At 43.0% G+C, this 16,509-nt stretch carries 9 protein-coding genes, 3 rRNA genes and 2 riboswitches; of the genes, 9 read left to right on the top strand and 3 right to left on the bottom strand.

The annotated features are described in order from the left end of the window. Window positions 1–10 precede the first annotated feature (10 nt). Together guaA and MUG87_RS13940 are read left to right on the top strand one after the other, a co-directional pair. Window positions 11–1,585 carry a glutamine-hydrolyzing GMP synthase gene (gene guaA / locus MUG87_RS13935; RefSeq protein ID WP_247082907.1) on the top strand — a complete coding sequence of 525 codons (1,575 nt, stop codon included), beginning with the start codon at window positions 11–13 and terminating at the stop codon, window positions 1,583–1,585. Window positions 1,586–1,670: 85 nt separating this feature from the next. Next, window positions 1,671–1,772, top strand: a riboswitch (purine riboswitch). 91 nt (window positions 1,773–1,863) lie between these two features. Beyond that, entirely contained in the window at window positions 1,864–3,189 is a 1,326-nt protein-coding gene (locus tag MUG87_RS13940; RefSeq protein ID WP_247082909.1) for an NCS2 family permease, read from the top strand. Between the two features lie 29 nt (window positions 3,190–3,218). On the opposite strand, the gene MUG87_RS13945 is transcribed toward MUG87_RS13940, so the two are convergent. Continuing rightward, complete coding sequence (locus MUG87_RS13945) at window positions 3,219–3,926, bottom strand: C39 family peptidase (protein WP_247082911.1); 708 nt, start codon at window positions 3,924–3,926, stop codon at window positions 3,219–3,221. 325 nt (window positions 3,927–4,251) lie between these two features. On the opposite strand from MUG87_RS13945, the gene MUG87_RS13950 reads away from it, so the two are divergent. The 4 genes from MUG87_RS13950 to nadE all read left to right on the top strand — a co-directional run bounded on the left by MUG87_RS13950 (window position 4,252) and on the right by nadE (window position 10,178). Continuing rightward, a 16S ribosomal RNA gene (locus tag MUG87_RS13950) occupies window positions 4,252–5,787 on the top strand. A 144-nt stretch (window positions 5,788–5,931) separates the two neighbouring features. Beyond that, window positions 5,932–8,848 (top strand): 23S ribosomal RNA (locus tag MUG87_RS13955). A 44-nt stretch (window positions 8,849–8,892) separates the two neighbouring features. Beyond that, window positions 8,893–9,008: ribosomal RNA gene (gene rrf / locus MUG87_RS13960) — 5S ribosomal RNA — on the top strand. The 16S, 23S and 5S rRNA genes sit together here, the layout of an rRNA operon. 351 nt (window positions 9,009–9,359) lie before the next feature. After that, complete coding sequence (gene nadE / locus MUG87_RS13965) at window positions 9,360–10,178, top strand: ammonia-dependent NAD(+) synthetase (RefSeq protein ID WP_247082913.1); 819 nt, start codon at window positions 9,360–9,362, stop codon at window positions 10,176–10,178. A 42-nt stretch (window positions 10,179–10,220) separates the two neighbouring features. On the opposite strand, the gene MUG87_RS13970 is transcribed toward nadE, so the two are convergent. Next, window positions 10,221–11,759: a diguanylate cyclase gene (locus MUG87_RS13970; RefSeq protein ID WP_247082915.1), complete on the bottom strand. Its 1,539-nt coding sequence runs from the start codon at window positions 11,757–11,759 to the stop codon at window positions 10,221–10,223. A gap of 484 nt (window positions 11,760–12,243) precedes the next feature. Then, window positions 12,244–12,822, bottom strand: coding sequence for a DUF5317 domain-containing protein (locus MUG87_RS13975; protein WP_247082917.1), 579 nt, complete (start codon window positions 12,820–12,822; stop codon window positions 12,244–12,246). Between the two features lie 578 nt (window positions 12,823–13,400). Then, window positions 13,401–13,502: riboswitch (purine riboswitch) on the top strand. 94 nt (window positions 13,503–13,596) lie between these two features. Here MUG87_RS13975 and purE point away from each other — a divergent pair. The 3 genes from purE to purB are packed head-to-tail and all read left to right on the top strand — an operon-like array spanning window position 13,597 to window position 16,501. Then, window positions 13,597–14,076 carry a 5-(carboxyamino)imidazole ribonucleotide mutase gene (gene purE, locus MUG87_RS13980; protein WP_247082920.1) on the top strand — a complete coding sequence of 160 codons (480 nt, stop codon included), beginning with the start codon at window positions 13,597–13,599 and terminating at the stop codon, window positions 14,074–14,076. Further along, window positions 14,073–15,209, top strand: a complete 1,137-nt coding sequence (gene purK / locus MUG87_RS13985; protein WP_247082922.1) for a 5-(carboxyamino)imidazole ribonucleotide synthase — start codon at window positions 14,073–14,075, stop codon at window positions 15,207–15,209. Before purE ends, purK begins: the two co-directional genes overlap by 4 nt. Next, on the top strand, window positions 15,206–16,501 hold the full coding sequence (gene purB, locus MUG87_RS13990; protein ID WP_247082924.1) for an adenylosuccinate lyase: 1,296 nt from the start codon (window positions 15,206–15,208) through the stop codon (window positions 16,499–16,501). Before purK ends, purB begins: the two co-directional genes overlap by 4 nt. Window positions 16,502–16,509 lie beyond the last annotated feature (8 nt).

The following is a 16,509-nucleotide window of genomic DNA, read 5'->3' on the forward strand; positions in this document are numbered from 1 at the left end:
TAAAGAGTATATGAGTGAGATTGCAGACATTAATGACGGGGTGATTCATTTGAAAAAGCATGATTTTATTATTGTTTTAGATTTTGGAAGTCAATATAACCAACTGATTGCACGTCGTATTCGTGAGTTTGGTGTATATAGCGAATTACACCCGCATACAATTACTGCGGAAGAAATTAAGAAAATGAACCCAAAGGGCATCATCTTCTCCGGCGGTCCAAACAGTGTGTATGGTGACAAAGCGTTCCACTGTGACCCAGCTATCTTTGATCTAGGCTTGCCAGTGTTCGGTATTTGCTATGGCATGCAGCTGATGACGCATCATTTTGGCGGCACAGTAGAACGTGCAGAACACCGTGAGTACGGAAAAGCGGTTATTCAAGTAGAAAACGAATCTAAGCTATACAACAGCTTACCAAATGAGCAAGTAGTATGGATGAGCCACGGCGACTTGGTTACAAAGCTACCAGAAGGCTTTGTTGTAGATGTGACAAGTGAATCTTGCCCAATCGCAGGGATGAGCGACGAGTCTCGTAAGTTCTACGGCGTTCAATTCCATCCAGAGGTACGTCACTCTGAATACGGTAACGATTTGTTGAAAAACTTCGTGTTTAACGTATGTGGCTGTACAGAAGGCTGGAACATGGAAAACTTTATTGAAGTAGAGCTTGAAAAGATCCGTGAAACAGTTGGCGATAAAAAAGTACTGTGCGCGCTAAGCGGCGGTGTGGATTCTTCCGTGGTTGCCGTTTTAATTCACAAAGCAATCGGCGATCAGCTTACTTGTATCTTTGTAGACCATGGTTTGCTTAGAAAAGGCGAAGCAGAAAGCGTAATGAAAACATTCAGCGAAGGATTCAACATGAACGTTATTAAAGTGGATGCGAAAGAACGCTTCTTAAGCAAGCTGGCAGGCGTGAGTGATCCAGAGCAAAAACGTAAAATTATTGGTAATGAATTCATTTATGTATTTGATGATGAAGCAACAAAGCTTAAGGGCATTGAGTTCTTAGCGCAAGGAACACTGTATACAGATATTATTGAGAGCGGAACGTTAACGGCGCAAACTATCAAATCGCACCATAACGTAGGCGGTTTGCCGGAAGATATGCAGTTCAAGCTAATTGAGCCGTTGAATACACTGTTTAAAGATGAAGTACGTGCTTTGGGTACGGAGCTTGGTATTCCAGATGAAATCGTATGGCGTCAGCCGTTCCCAGGTCCTGGTTTAGGGATTCGCGTGCTCGGAGAAGTGACAGAAGAAAAACTTGAGATTGTTCGGGAATCAGATGCAATCCTTCGCGAAGAAATTAAAAAAGCAGGATTGGATCGTGAAATTTGGCAATACTTCACAGCCCTTCCTGACATGAGAAGTGTCGGCGTTATGGGAGATGAGCGTACGTACGATTACACAGTAGGAATTCGTGCAGTTACTTCTATCGATGGTATGACGGCGGACTGGGCCCGCATTCCATGGGATGTATTAGAGAAGATCTCCGTTCGTATCGTAAACGAAGTAAAGCATGTTAACCGTATTGTGTATGATGTAACAAGTAAGCCACCAGCAACAATTGAGTGGGAATAAAACGAACAAAAACGAACGTTTTTTAAAAAACGTTCGTTTTTTTATTGACACTATACAGGTACTAGTGTAAAATCGACTTATAGAAATCAATAAAACAAATAACCATCGTATAATATCGGGGATATGGCCCGAAAGTTTCTACCTAGCTGCCGTAAATAGCTGGACTACGAGGTGTTGATTGGTGCAGTGTATCATGTGCGCTTTCTCGACGCCTCCATGTCCAGTGGAGGTGTCTTTGTCGTAGATGCGATGGTAACACATAGGGTGGAGGAAGCAACATGAAGCGTTATTTTCAGTTTGATGAACTCGGTACATCGTATCGTAAAGAGTTTATTGCAGGTTTAACAACATTTTTATCTATGGCTTATATTTTATTTGTAAACCCGGCTACGCTATCTTTAAGCACGGTTCCTGACCTGCCAAAAGGAGTAGGGATGGATCAAGGAGCTGTATTTGTAGCGACAGCTTTAGCTGCGGCAATCGGTTCTCTTATTATGGGTATTTTTGCAAGGTATCCAATCGCTTTGGCGCCGGGAATGGGAATTAATGCATTCTTCTCTTATACAGTTATTTTAACAATGGGTATTCCTTGGCAAACAGCAATTGCGGGTACTTTGGTTTCTGGTATTTTGTTTATTATTTTAACGGCTACAGGACTTCGTGAAAAAGTAATTAACGCCATTCCTATAGAATTAAAGCATGCCGTAGCAGCAGGTATTGGTTTATTCATCGCTTTTATCGGCTTTCAAAACGCAGGCATTATTGTTAATAACGATGCAGTATTAGTTGGTTTAGGTGATTTAACAAAAGGTACGACACTATTAGCGATTTTCGGTGTGGTAATTACGGTTATTCTTATGACACGTGGTTTAAATGGGGCGGTATTCTTCGGAATGGTCGTAACGGCAATTGTTGGTATGTTAACGGGCTTAATTAAAACACCAGATGCAGTGGTTGGCGCTGTGCCAAGTATTGCACCAACATTTGGTGCGGCGTTAACGCACATTGGAGATATCTTTACATTAAAGATGTTGGTTGTTATTTTAACGTTCTTCTTTATTGATTTCTTTGATACAGCAGGTACGCTTGTCGCGGTTGCAAATCAAGCGGGTTTAATGAAAGACAACAAACTGCCTCGTGCAGGAAAAGCGATGTTCGCAGATGCGGCTGCTACTACGGTAGGAGCGGTGCTAGGAACATCTACAACGACTGCTTACATCGAGTCTTCAGCTGGTGTAGCTGCAGGAGGTCGTTCAGGTTTCACAGCAGTAGTGGCAGCAGGTTTCTTCCTATTAGCATTGTTCTTCTCACCGCTTTTGGCAGTTGTAACACCGGCTGTTACAGCACCAGCACTAATCATTGTAGGTATTCTCATGGTTTCTTCTTTAGGTGAAATTGATTGGAAGAAATTTGAGGTAGCTGTTCCGGCATTCTTCACTGTTATTGCGATGCCGCTAACATACAGCATTGCGACAGGAATTGCAGTTGGTTTCATTTTCTACCCGATTACAATGGTAATGAAGGGTCGCGGTCGCGAAATTCATCCAATTATGTATGGCATGGCAGTTATCTTTGTATTGTATTTCATCTTCTTAAAAGAATAATAATAAGAGCACGGGAAATTCCGTGCTCTTTATTTGTATGTGATAGCCTGTCTGCCGTACTGCTCCCATCCAGCAATAAAGGAAGAAGCAAGTACTTTTCGATTTTTTATATTGGCAAGAGGGTCGTTAAAGTAAATGTATTTCTCATCGTAACCTGTTACCAAAACGCTGTGCTCTTTATACGTAATGGAAACAGTGCCTTGGGGCGTTTGCCATGTTTGCCAAAAACGTTGTGGTACGGGAGCAAAGGTGCTCGTATTGATAACCCATATCGGCTTTTGTTGGGATAGGTGTTCTTTAATTACCTCAAATGAGGAACCTGTAAGATTTAAGGCTTGTCCAGATAAATAACGGTTGGCTAAATCATAGACTGGTCTATGGAAAACACCAAAGCCCGGTTGTTTAAATGAATACATACTCCCGACAAACCCATGATTAGGGTGACCGAAATAGATACTAGTGCCTTGTTTTCGGTACGGTGTAGGGTCTTTTCTGATTTCTTGTGCAAGCTGCATTTTTGTAACAGAAATGCCTTTGTATTGTAAAAGCATGGCTAAGCTGGTTACCTCACAGCCACGCGGTAATTCAGGCATTTGGGAAATTAAGGGCGCCTGCAAGAGAATAGAAGGCTGTGCAGTAGCTAACGTGGTTGCTCCTGTTTGTGTGTGCTCGGCAGAAGCGACCGATGAAAACGAAAATCCCCAAAAAATAAAACATGCATACAGAATAGACTTCATGGATTGAATTCCCCCTGTGCATTTTCGTTTTCTTCTTATATAGCTTCTGTATTTTGGATTGTTTTTTGCAAGGGAAGTGATGGAGAGAAACCCCTTCTTTAACAAAGTTGAAAAAAAGTGAAGATAGCTGTTGACTTATTTTATAAAAATGGGTATTATAAATCTTGTCGCTTCGGACGGAAGTTAAAAAACAACTTAAAAAGAAGTTGTTGACAAACAAAATCGGAAGTGATAAATTAAGAAAGTCGCTGATGAGCGATACATAGTTCTTTGAAAACTGAACGAAGTACAAAACGTCAACATTTATTTTAGCTAGACAAACACTTTTATGGAGAGTTTGATCCTGGCTCAGGATGAACGCTGGCGGCGTGCCTAATACATGCAAGTCGAGCGGACCTCTTCGGAGGTTAGCGGCGGACGGGTGAGTAACACGTGGGTAACCTGCCTGTAAGACTGGGATAACTTCGGGAAACCGAAGCTAATACCGGATATGTTTTTGAACCGCATGGTTCAAAATGGAAAGATGGCTTCGGCTATCACTTACAGATGGACCCGCGTCGCATTAGCTAGTTGGTGAGGTAACGGCTCACCAAGGCGACGATGCGTAGCCGACCTGAGAGGGTGATCGGCCACACTGGGACTGAGACACGGCCCAGACTCCTACGGGAGGCAGCAGTAGGGAATCTTCGGCAATGGGCGAAAGCCTGACCGAGCAACGCCGCGTGAGTGATGAAGGCTTTCGGGTCGTAAAACTCTGTTGTCAGGGAAGAACAAGTACGAGAGTAACTGCTCGTACCTTGACGGTACCTGATTAGAAAGCCACGGCTAACTACGTGCCAGCAGCCGCGGTAATACGTAGGTGGCGAGCGTTATCCGGAATTATTGGGCGTAAAGCGCGCGCAGGCGGTCTTTTAAGTCTGATGTGAAAGCCCACGGCTCAACCGTGGAGGGTCATTGGAAACTGGGAGACTTGAGTGCAGAAGAGAAGAGCGGAATTCCACGTGTAGCGGTGAAATGCGTAGAGATGTGGAGGAACACCAGTGGCGAAGGCGGCTCTTTGGTCTGTAACTGACGCTGAGGCGCGAAAGCGTGGGGAGCAAACAGGATTAGATACCCTGGTAGTCCACGCCGTAAACGATGAGTGCTAAGTGTTAGAGGGTTTCCGCCCTTTAGTGCTGAAGTTAACGCATTAAGCACTCCGCCTGGGGAGTACGGCCGCAAGGCTGAAACTCAAAGGAATTGACGGGGGCCCGCACAAGCGGTGGAGCATGTGGTTTAATTCGAAGCAACGCGAAGAACCTTACCAGGTCTTGACATCCTCTGACAACCCTAGAGATAGGGCTTTCCCTTCGGGGACAGAGTGACAGGTGGTGCATGGTTGTCGTCAGCTCGTGTCGTGAGATGTTGGGTTAAGTCCCGCAACGAGCGCAACCCTTGATCTTAGTTGCCAGCATTCAGTTGGGCACTCTAAGGTGACTGCCGGTGACAAACCGGAGGAAGGTGGGGATGACGTCAAATCATCATGCCCCTTATGACCTGGGCTACACACGTGCTACAATGGACAATACAAAGGGTTGCGAGACCGCGAGGTGGAGCGAATCCCATAAAATTGTTCTCAGTTCGGATTGCAGGCTGCAACTCGCCTGCATGAAGCCGGAATCGCTAGTAATCGCGGATCAGCATGCCGCGGTGAATACGTTCCCGGGCCTTGTACACACCGCCCGTCACACCACGAGAGTTTGTAACACCCGAAGTCGGTGGGGTAACCGTAAGGAGCCAGCCGCCTAAGGTGGGACAGATGATTGGGGTGAAGTCGTAACAAGGTAGCCGTATCGGAAGGTGCGGCTGGATCACCTCCTTTCTATGGAGACATCAATGAACGCTGTTCATTGTATGAATACGTTTTGACAACTTCGTTCAGTTTTGAGAGAACTATCTCTCAAACATGTACCTTGAAAACTGGATAACAATACAAGTGTAATTCAAAAAGTGTAAACTTTTTAATGGTTAAGTTAGAAAGGGCGCACGGTGGATGCCTTGGTACTAGGAGCCGATGAAGGACGGGACTAACACCGAAATGCTTCGGGGAGCTGTAAGTAAGCTATGATCCGGAGATCTCCGAATGAGGAAACTCACCATTCGTAATGGAATGGTATCCTTATCTGAATACATAGGGTAAGGAAGGCAGACCCAGGGAACTGAAACATCTAAGTACCTGGAGGAAGAGAAAGCAAATGCGATTTCCCAAGTAGCGGCGAGCGAAACGGAATTAGCCCAAACCAAGAGGCTTGCCTCTTGGGGTTGTAGGACGCTCTATACGGAGTTACAAAGGAACGAGGTAGACGAAACGGTCTGGAAAGGCCTGTCATAGAAGGTAACAACCCTGTAGTTGAAACTTCGTTCCCTCTTGAGCGGATCCTGAGTACGGCGGAACACGTGAAATTCCGTCGGAATCCGGGAGGACCATCTCCCAAGGCTAAATACTCCCTAGTGACCGATAGTGAACCAGTACCGTGAGGGAAAGGTGAAAAGCACCCCGGAAGGGGAGTGAAAGAGATCCTGAAACCGTGTGCCTACAAGTAGTCAGAGCCCATTTACGGGTGATGGCGTGCCTTTTGTAGAATGAACCGGCGAGTTACGATCCCGTGCAAGGTTAAGTTGATAAGACGGAGCCGCAGCGAAAGCGAGTCTGAATAGGGCGACATAGTACGTGGTCGTAGACCCGAAACCAGGTGATCTACCCATGTCCAGGGTGAAGTTCAGGTAACACTGAATGGAGGCCCGAACCCACGCACGTTGAAAAGTGCGGGGATGAGGTGTGGGTAGCGGAGAAATTCCAATCGAACCTGGAGATAGCTGGTTCTCCCGAAATAGCTTTAGGGCTAGCCTCAAGTGTGAGAGTCTTGGAGGTAGAGCACTGATTGGACTAGGGGCCCCCCTCGGGTTACCGAATTCAGTCAAACTCCGAATGCCAATGACTTATTCCTTGGGAGTCAGACTACGAGTGATAAGATCCGTGGTCAAAAGGGAAACAGCCCAGACTGCCAGCTAAGGTCCCAAAATGTATGTTAAGTGGAAAAGGATGTGGAGTTGCTTAGACAACTAGGATGTTGGCTTAGAAGCAGCCACCATTTAAAGAGTGCGTAATAGCTCACTAGTCGAGTGACTCTGCGCCGAAAATGTACCGGGGCTAAACATACTACCGAAGCTGCAGATTGATACCAAAGGTATCAGTGGTAGGGGAGCGTTCTAAGGGCTGTGAAGTCAGACCGTAAGGACTGGTGGAGCGCTTAGAAGTGAGAATGCCGGTATGAGTAGCGAAAGATGGTGAGAATCCCATCCACCGTATGCCTAAGGTTTCCTGAGGAAGGCTCGTCCGCTCAGGGTTAGTCAGGACCTAAGCCGAGGCCGACAGGCGTAGGCGATGGACAACAGGTTGATATTCCTGTACCACCTCTTTACCGTTTGAGCAATGGAGGGACGCAGGAGGATAGGAGATGCGCACCGCTGGTCGCGTGCGTCTAAGCAGTTAGGCTGATGAGTAGGCAAATCCGCTCATCGTAAGGCTGAGCTGTGATGGGGAAGCCCGTATGGGCGAACTCTCTGATTCCACACTGCCAAGAAAAGCTTCTAGCGAGGTAAAAGGTGCCTGTACCGCAAACCGACACAGGTAGGCGAGGAGAGAATCCTAAGGTGTGCGAGAGAACTCTGGTTAAGGAACTCGGCAAAATGACCCCGTAACTTCGGGAGAAGGGGTGCTCTCTAGCGAGAGCCGCAGTGAAAAGGCCCAAGCGACTGTTTAGCAAAAACACAGGTCTCTGCGAAGCGCAAGGCGAAGTATAGGGGCTGACACCTGCCCGGTGCTGGAAGGTTAAGGGGAGAGGTTAGCGCAAGCGAAGCTTTGAACCGAAGCCCCAGTAAACGGCGGCCGTAACTATAACGGTCCTAAGGTAGCGAAATTCCTTGTCGGGTAAGTTCCGACCCGCACGAAAGGTGTAACGATTTGGGCACTGTCTCAACCAGAGACTCGGTGAAATTATAGTACCTGTGAAGATGCAGGTTACCCGCGACAGGACGGAAAGACCCCGTGGAGCTTTACTGTAGCCTGATATTGAATTTTGGTACAGCTTGTACAGGATAGGTAGGAGCCTATGAACCCGGAGCGCCAGCTTCGGTGGAGGCGTCGGTGGGATACTACCCTGGCTGTATTGAAGTTCTAACCCGCGCCCCTACATCGGGGCGGGAGACAGTGTCAGGTGGGCAGTTTGACTGGGGCGGTCGCCTCCTAAAATGTAACGGAGGCGCCCAAAGGTTCCCTCAGAATGGTTGGAAATCATTCGAAGAGTGTAAAGGCATAAGGGAGCTTGACTGCGAGACCTACAAGTCGAGCAGGGACGAAAGTCGGGCTTAGTGATCCGGTGGTTCCGCATGGAAGGGCCATCGCTCAACGGATAAAAGCTACCCCGGGGATAACAGGCTTATCTCCCCCAAGAGTCCACATCGACGGGGAGGTTTGGCACCTCGATGTCGGCTCATCGCATCCTGGGGCTGTAGTCGGTCCCAAGGGTTGGGCTGTTCGCCCATTAAAGCGGTACGCGAGCTGGGTTCAGAACGTCGTGAGACAGTTCGGTCCCTATCCGTCGCGGGCGCAGGAAATTTGAGAGGAGCTGTCCTTAGTACGAGAGGACCGGGATGGACGCACCGCTGGTGTACCAGTTGTTCTGCCAAGGGCATCGCTGGGTAGCTATGTGCGGACGGGATAAGTGCTGAAAGCATCTAAGCATGAAGCCCCCCTCAAGATGAGATTTCCCATAGCGTCAAGCTAGTAAGATCCCTGAAAGATGATCAGGTTGATAGGTCAGAGGTGGAAGCACGGTGACGTGTGGAGCTGACTGATACTAATCGATCGAGGACTTAACCAATATACACTATGTTATCCAGTTTTGAAGGAACATGCCTTCATATGTCTAGTGATGATGGCAAAGAGGTCACACCCGTTCCCATACCGAACACGGAAGTTAAGCTCTTTTGCGCCGATGGTAGTTGGGACCTTGTCCCTGTGAGAGTAGGACGTCGCTAGGCACACAGTAAGCCGGTCATTTTGACCGGCTTTTTTTGTATACAAATAAAATGCTAATAACAAAAAAGCTGATAAGACCTAGCTCATCAACTAATTGACTAGAATAGTAAATGAGAAAGCTCATGTCTTGTGGGCGTTTTATTAATTAAATATATTAGGGAAGATGGGGAATACTAAGAATACTGTATAAAATATGATTACTATAAAGCGGATGTCTATGAGTTTGCTTGGTATACGTTTTCCGTAAAATTAGTCATCATCTTAGAAAAACATAGCTACTTCTATTTGTATGTATATATACATAACAGTGCTATAATAATACATGTATTATACATAGGGAAGGATGATAACCCATGACATTACAACAACAAATTATGAAAGAGCTTAATGTCTCCCCAACTATTGAGCCAGAACAAGAAATACGTAAGCGTATAGATTTCCTAAAAAGCTATTTATTAAAATCAGGAGCTAAGGGCTTCGTTTTAGGAATTAGCGGTGGACAAGACTCCACACTTGCGGGTAGATTGGCGCAATTAGCTGTAGAAGAACTACGAGCAGAAGGAAAAGAAGCTAAGTTTGTAGCTGTACGTCTGCCTTACGGTGTGCAGCAAGACGAGGCAGATGCACAAGCTTCCTTAGCGTTTATTCAAGCGGACGAGCAGTTTGCTTTCAATATTAAAACAACAGTCGATGCATTTGCGATGCAATATGAGCAAGATGCAAGCGAAGCGCTGACAGATTTTAATAAAGGAAATGTAAAGGCTCGTGTACGTATGATTACACAATATGCAATTGGCGGACAAAACGGCCTGCTTGTAATCGGAACAGATCATGCAGCTGAGGCTGTTACAGGCTTCTTTACAAAATACGGTGATGGCGGCGCGGATCTATTGCCACTTTCTGGTTTAACCAAACGACAAGGTCGCGATTTGCTAAAAGCGTTGGGTGCGGATGAAAGGTTATACTTAAAAACACCTACTGCAGATTTGTTGGACAATAAACCGCAGCAAGCAGATGAAACAGAGTTAGGGATTACATACGATGAGTTAGATGATTATTTAGAAGGTAAAGAAGTGTCTGCGGCGGTCGCAGAAGCTGTTGAAAAGCGATATAAAATGACAGAGCATAAACGCCAGCTGCCCGCAACTTTGTTTGATGCTTGGTGGAAGTAAGCAAAAAGCGCAAGATGAACGATCTGTTCATTTTGCGCTTTTTTAGTGTACTACCGTACCTATGCAATCATTGTCTTGTAGGCTCATATACTTTTCTTCAATCATCTCAATAAATGGCTCAACATAGCGGCCATCAAACTGTTTATCTGCACAAGCGCGAAGTTCTACAATTGCTTCTGCGAAGGTTTTCGTAGCTTGATACGGTCTTTCCGTCGTCATCGCATCAAAGGAATCAATAATACATAAAATACGTGCCAGCTTCGGAATGGCATCTCCTTGAAGACCGTACGGATAGCCCTTGCCATCAAAGCGCTCGTGATGAAGTTCTACTAATGGAATAAGATCAATCAGCTTTTTATTGGTTGAAATAATTTCTTTACCCCAAGTTACATGTTTTTTCATGATTTCCCATTCATGAGAGTCGAGTTTGCTTGTTTTATTAATGATATCGCGCGGAATTTCTAGCTTACCAATATCATGAATCAAAGCCCCTAAGATAAGTGTTTTTCGTTCCGTTTCATTTAGCTGTAACTTGTTGCTGAAGTCTACTGCATACTTAAATACACGTTTACTATGTCGATATGTATACACATCTTTTGAAAGAAAGATGTTGAGCTGTTGTTCAATTTCATATAATTCTTTTTCGAGAGTAACAGATTGCGATGCAAAGTAAGAGGACTGTTCGTCAAAGACGTGAATTAAATTCCGTCCTTGTGCTTTTGCATAATACATCGCCTGATCGGCCTTACTTAATAATTCCTGTGAGTCATATGTATCAATTGTATATTCAGCGATCCCTGCTGAGAAAGACAAGCATTTATAAGGAAGGTATTCAACACCATCAAAGTAAGTATCGTTTACTTTTTTTCGTAGGCGTTCCATATACAAGTAAGCGTCTTCTTTAAAGGTATTAGGCATTAAAATAGAAAACTCTTCTCCTCCATAGCGAGCTACAAAATAATTTTGTTTGGAGCACTCACTTTGTAATAGTGAGCCAAAGAACTTTAAAAGTTCATCACCTTTCATATGGCCATATAAGTCATTATATTTTTTGAAGTTATCAATATCTAACAGAGCTACACATAATGTTTGCTTAGAGTTGTTTATAGCCTTTATGTATTCTTCAAGTTGATCTTTAAAAAAGCCATGATTATTTAAGCCGGTTAAATAATCTGTATTTGCTTTGTTATATGCTCGTTGATAGGTATCAAAGTTTTGTTTAAATGCTATGGACAGAAGAGTCGCTATACACATGAATAAAATTAGTCCGAACATAGACTTAGATGTAATTAATATAATAAGTACAAGTGATAATAGTAATGTTCCTATGTAGCCAGGAACTCCTTCTTTTACTATAATTTTGGTAAAGCTAGAGAAGGTTTCTTTTCTCATAAGAACAAAATAAAATGCTACCAAAAGGGCATTAACAGAGAAATAAGTCAGCATTGCTAAAAGATAAGAAGACAAACCTTTTATTGTAAAAAGTTCATTATTTTGATTAAAGTAATGGTATGTGTAATGGAAGCTAATAATCATGATACTATACATAGCTATATTAAATACATGCTTCCACCAAGGCATTTTTCTCCTCTTAGAGTTAACAGAAAAGAACATTTGACTAAGTATTAAAATATGTAAAGTAAAATCTAATCCGTATAGAAACGTAATTGCTAGATATATAGACGAATCTGTGGAGAAAGCATTTTCTTTAGGAGGAAGTGGAATAACATAATAAGTTAAAATAAGTATACATAATATAAAAATAACTTTTAAACCTACATTGGTATCGAAAGACGAATTGTATAGGGAAAATGTTAGCCCTAATATACCACCAATAAAGTTTACTATTAATACGTATATACCTGCTTTTGATTGAAAAAAACTCATACGCTTCACTCACATTGTAATTTTATTTTATTGAAGCTATAGTAGTATATTTAAAATAACTTAAATATACTACTATCTTTTAAGGTTTATAAACGGTCTTACCAAATTCTAAAACCTGAAGTCAAAGCTACAACGATAGATCCCAAGATTACAGCGTTCACAAGAATACGAGTCGCTTTCATGCTGTTTCACCTCCTTTAAAAGAAGGTGTACGTCTGCTGGTGACCATGAGCCATTGGATGAAAATGAAGATACCAATATTCATAATGACATCACCAATGCTAATTACCTGTGATTTCGGATAAGGATCGGTGATAGGAATAATATCTCCTAAAAATCCAAAGTTTGTGGTAGATGTAAGCGCTTGATGCTTAGCGTACAAATCGCCGTTTTTTAACATATCAACAAATACTGGGTCTAGCACAGTGGCAGCTTCTATTGAGACAGGCATGCGACCACCATTTGCGGCGATGACAATAAAGTTTAAGAGGACACCTATTAAAATGATTGTGAATCCTCGATGATGACGGTTTATGTATAAGAAAAATAATCCGACAATATAAACGAGAATATAGATGTAGTTACTGAGCGTTTTAACGAACAAAATCTTATCCTGCAGTATAAAAACGAGCACTTCAATCAGTAGTAACACAGGGAAGATCCAGCCATGCTTTACATGGAAGTCAGCTAATCCTTTGAGACTGCCCTTTCGCAAAAAGCCAATGATGATAGATAGTAAAATTCCGTCAAAAACCATGATATAATCACCTTTTGCGTATGTATATGGGGTTTCTAAATAATATATAAAGAAATTCGAGTGTATAAATTTTCTAATATACCTGTTAAGTGAATCATATATTTAAATATATGCAAAGTCAATATAAATATTATTACGATATATAAAAAATATAATGAAAGAGCTTTGTATAAATGGCATATTCTCCTTTTTAAACATATAAAATTCGAAAAATAATGTAATAGATAAAATAAAATGATTAAAAAATATACGATAAACTGATCTGTATATTGACTATAAAATATTTTTTTAACATACAGCCTTGTTCTTATATAAGAACAAAGTCCCGTTACATGTAAATATATAAAATTGCATAAAGATTGATTTATTCTGCGAGGATTTGGTTTTGTATATGCTTATAGGACGAGGTGAATGCACCAATTAGTTATACTGAAAAATATCTAGAAAAAGGAAACAAAAAACTATTTTTTGTGCTATGTATTTATATTAGTGAATATAAATACGAATGTTAGTGATTAATTTCTATTTAATGTTCGATTTTTATTGACCATTTCTATAAAAATTGTTAAGATAACGATGGAGATTGAAATATAAAGCCTCATATAATAGCAGGAATAGGGCCTGCGAGTTTCTACCCGGCTGCCGTAAATGGCCGGACTATGAGGGAGAGTAAGCTCGGTATATTTTATGTACGGAATCACTATGCCTGAGCAGAGTACTTTCCTTCACAGGAGAACTCTGCCTCAGGCTTTTTTATTTGAAGGGGGAGCATATATGCCGACAGTTGGAGTTATTATGGGAAGCACTTCTGATTGGGAGACGATGAAGCATGCTTGCGACATACTAGAAGAACTTAATATTTCTTACGAAAAACAAGTTGTTTCGGCTCATCGTACACCGGATTATATGTTTCAATATGCGGAAACTGCGCGTGAACGAGGATTAAAGATAATTATTGCTGGTGCGGGAGGCGCTGCTCATTTGCCAGGGATGGTAGCTGCGAAGACAACGTTACCTGTCATTGGTGTACCGGTGCAATCAAAGGCTTTAAACGGTTTGGATTCACTTTTGTCCATCGTACAAATGCCGGGGGGTGTACCTGTCGCAACGGTGGCGATCGGCAAAGCGGGTGCAACCAATGCAGGGTTACTTGCGGCACAGATATTGGGAGCGTTTGATGAAAGAATCTATGCAGCTTTAGAAGAAAGACGAAAAGAGACAGAAAAAACGGTATTGCAAGGTGAACTAGTATGAAAATGATTTTACCAGGTCAAACAATTGGGATTATTGGCGGCGGTCAATTGGGAAGAATGATGGCAATTGCCGCAAAAGAGATGGGATATAAGATTGCGGTGCTCGATCCGACGCCAAATTCCCCATGTGCACAGGTTGCCGATATAGAGATTGTCGCACCTTACAATGATATACATGCCATTCAGGAGCTTGCATCAATCAGCGACGTAATCACATACGAATTTGAAAACATTGATTATGAAGCATTACGTTGGTTAGAGCAGGAAGCATACTTACCACAAGGTAGTGAAGTGCTACGTCTGACGCAAAACCGCTATACAGAGAAAAATGCAGTTATGCGCTCTCACATTCCAGTCGCAGCTTTTCGCTTGATCTGCACGGAGCAAGACTTGCTTCAGGGTGTTGCTGATTTCTCTTACCCTTGTGTATTAAAAACAACAACCGGTGGATATGACGGAAAAGGGCAAGTGGTGTTAAAAAGCGAAGCGGATTTACCGCATGCAAAAGCATTGCTGATGAAAAATGAATGTATTTTAGAAGACTGGATTCCGTTTGAAAAAGAAATTTCGGTAATCGTTGTTCGCAGTGTAAGTGGCGAAACAAAGGTGTTTCCAGTAGCTGAAAATATTCATATTAATAATATCCTGCATAAAACCATTGTGCCTGCACGTATTCCGACAGAGCTACAGGAACAAGCAGTTTGTTATGCAGAAACATTGGCCAACGATTTGAACCTAGTCGGAACGTTGGCAGTTGAAATGTTTGTAACCAAAGATCAATTATATGTCAATGAACTGGCACCAAGACCGCACAACTCTGGTCATTATACAATGGATGCTTGCGAGACAAGTCAGTTTCAGCAGCATGTTCGTGCCGTATGCGGTTGGCCTCTTGGAGAAACAACTTTAACGAAAAATGTTGTCATGGTTAATATTTTAGGAGAACATATAGAAGGGGTTCTAAGCAATGTAAATCAATTTGCACATTGCAAGCTGCATTTGTACGGTAAAGCGGAAGCAAAGCACAAGAGAAAAATGGGGCACCTCAATATTTTGTGCGACATTGATACGGCTTTGCAGAAGGTACAAATGCTCGAGATATGGAACCGTGAAGAATTGGAGGTTACGGAATGATTAATCGTTACACACGCCCAGAAATGGGTGCAATTTGGACGGAAGAAAATAAGTTTCAAGCATGGCTCGAGGTAGAAATCCTTGCATGTGAAGCATGGGCTGAGCTTGGCGATATTCCTAAGGAAGATGTAAAAAAGCTCCGTGCGCATGCTTCGTTTGACATCAACCGTATTTATGAAATCGAAGAAGAAACACGTCATGATGTAGTAGCATTTACAAGAGCCGTTTCCGAAACACTTGGTGAAGAACGTAAGTGGGTACATTACGGTTTAACATCAACAGATGTGGTGGACACAGCGTTATCTTATTTGTTGAAGCAAGCAAACGATATCTTATATAAAGATTTGAACAACTTCATTGAAATCTTGAAGAACAAAGCCCAAGAGCATAAATACACAGTGATGATGGGACGTACGCACGGTGTACATGCGGAGCCGACTACTTTTGGTTTGAAGCTGGGTCTTTGGTACGAAGAAATGAAGCGTAACCTGGAGCGCTTTAAGCATGCGGCTGACAGTGTACGTGTTGGCAAGATTTCTGGTGCAGTTGGTACATATGCCAATATTGATCCGTTTGTTGAGAAATATGTGTGTGAAAATTTAGGGCTTGAGGCTGCAAAAATCTCCACACAAACATTGCAGCGTGATCGTCATGCCCACTATATGTCTACCCTTGCGCTAATTGCAACCTCTATTGAAAAGATGGCTGTAGAAATTCGCGGTCTGCAAAAGAGCGAAACACGTGAAGTGGAGGAGTTCTTTGCAAAAGGTCAAAAAGGCTCTTCTGCGATGCCGCATAAACGTAACCCGATTGGTTCTGAAAATATGACAGGTCTAGCACGTGTCATTCGAGGTTACATGATGACAGCTTATGAAAATGTTCCACTATGGCATGAGCGCGATATCTCCCACTCTTCTGCGGAGCGCATCATCTTACCAGATGCAACAATTGCTTTGAATTACATGTTGAATCGCTTCGGCAATATCGTGAAAAACCTGACGGTGTTCCCTGAGAACATGAAGCGCAATATGGAGAGAACATACGGTTTAATTTACTCACAGCGCGTTATGCTTTCTCTTATTGATAAAGGCATGGTTCGCGAAGAAGCTTACGATATTGTACAGCCGAAGGCAATGGAAGCTTGGGAAACGCAAGTTCCTTTCAAAACATTGGTAGAAGGCGATGAGCGTATCACTAATAAGCTCACACCAGAGGAAATTGATGAGTGTTTTGACTATTCGTATCACTTGCAGCATGTGGATACAATCTTTACACGACTTGGCTTGGATTGATAAATGCA

This window comes from Ectobacillus sp. JY-23 (assembly GCF_023022965.1).
Classification (GTDB): Bacteria; Bacillota; Bacilli; order Bacillales; family Bacillaceae_G; genus Ectobacillus.

Bases quoted from the DNA above. Each gene is read 5' to 3' on its own strand.
- guaA (WP_247082907.1), top strand. From the start codon at position 11: ATGAGTGAGATTGCAGACATTAATGACGGGGTGATTCATTTGAAAAAG.
- MUG87_RS13940 (WP_247082909.1), top strand. From the start codon at position 1,864: ATGAAGCGTTATTTTCAGTTTGATGAACTCGGTACATCGTATCGTAAA.
- MUG87_RS13945 (WP_247082911.1), bottom strand. From the start codon at position 3,926: ATGAAGTCTATTCTGTATGCATGTTTTATTTTTTGGGGATTTTCGTTT.
- nadE (WP_247082913.1), top strand. From the start codon at position 9,360: ATGACATTACAACAACAAATTATGAAAGAGCTTAATGTCTCCCCAACT.
- MUG87_RS13970 (WP_247082915.1), bottom strand. From the start codon at position 11,759: ATGCCTTGGTGGAAGCATGTATTTAATATAGCTATGTATAGTATCATG.
- MUG87_RS13975 (WP_247082917.1), bottom strand. From the start codon at position 12,822: ATGGTTTTTGACGGAATTTTACTATCTATCATCATTGGCTTTTTGCGA.
- purE (WP_247082920.1), top strand. From the start codon at position 13,597: ATGCCGACAGTTGGAGTTATTATGGGAAGCACTTCTGATTGGGAGACG.
- purK (WP_247082922.1), top strand. From the start codon at position 14,073: ATGAAAATGATTTTACCAGGTCAAACAATTGGGATTATTGGCGGCGGT.
- purB (WP_247082924.1), top strand. From the start codon at position 15,206: ATGATTAATCGTTACACACGCCCAGAAATGGGTGCAATTTGGACGGAA.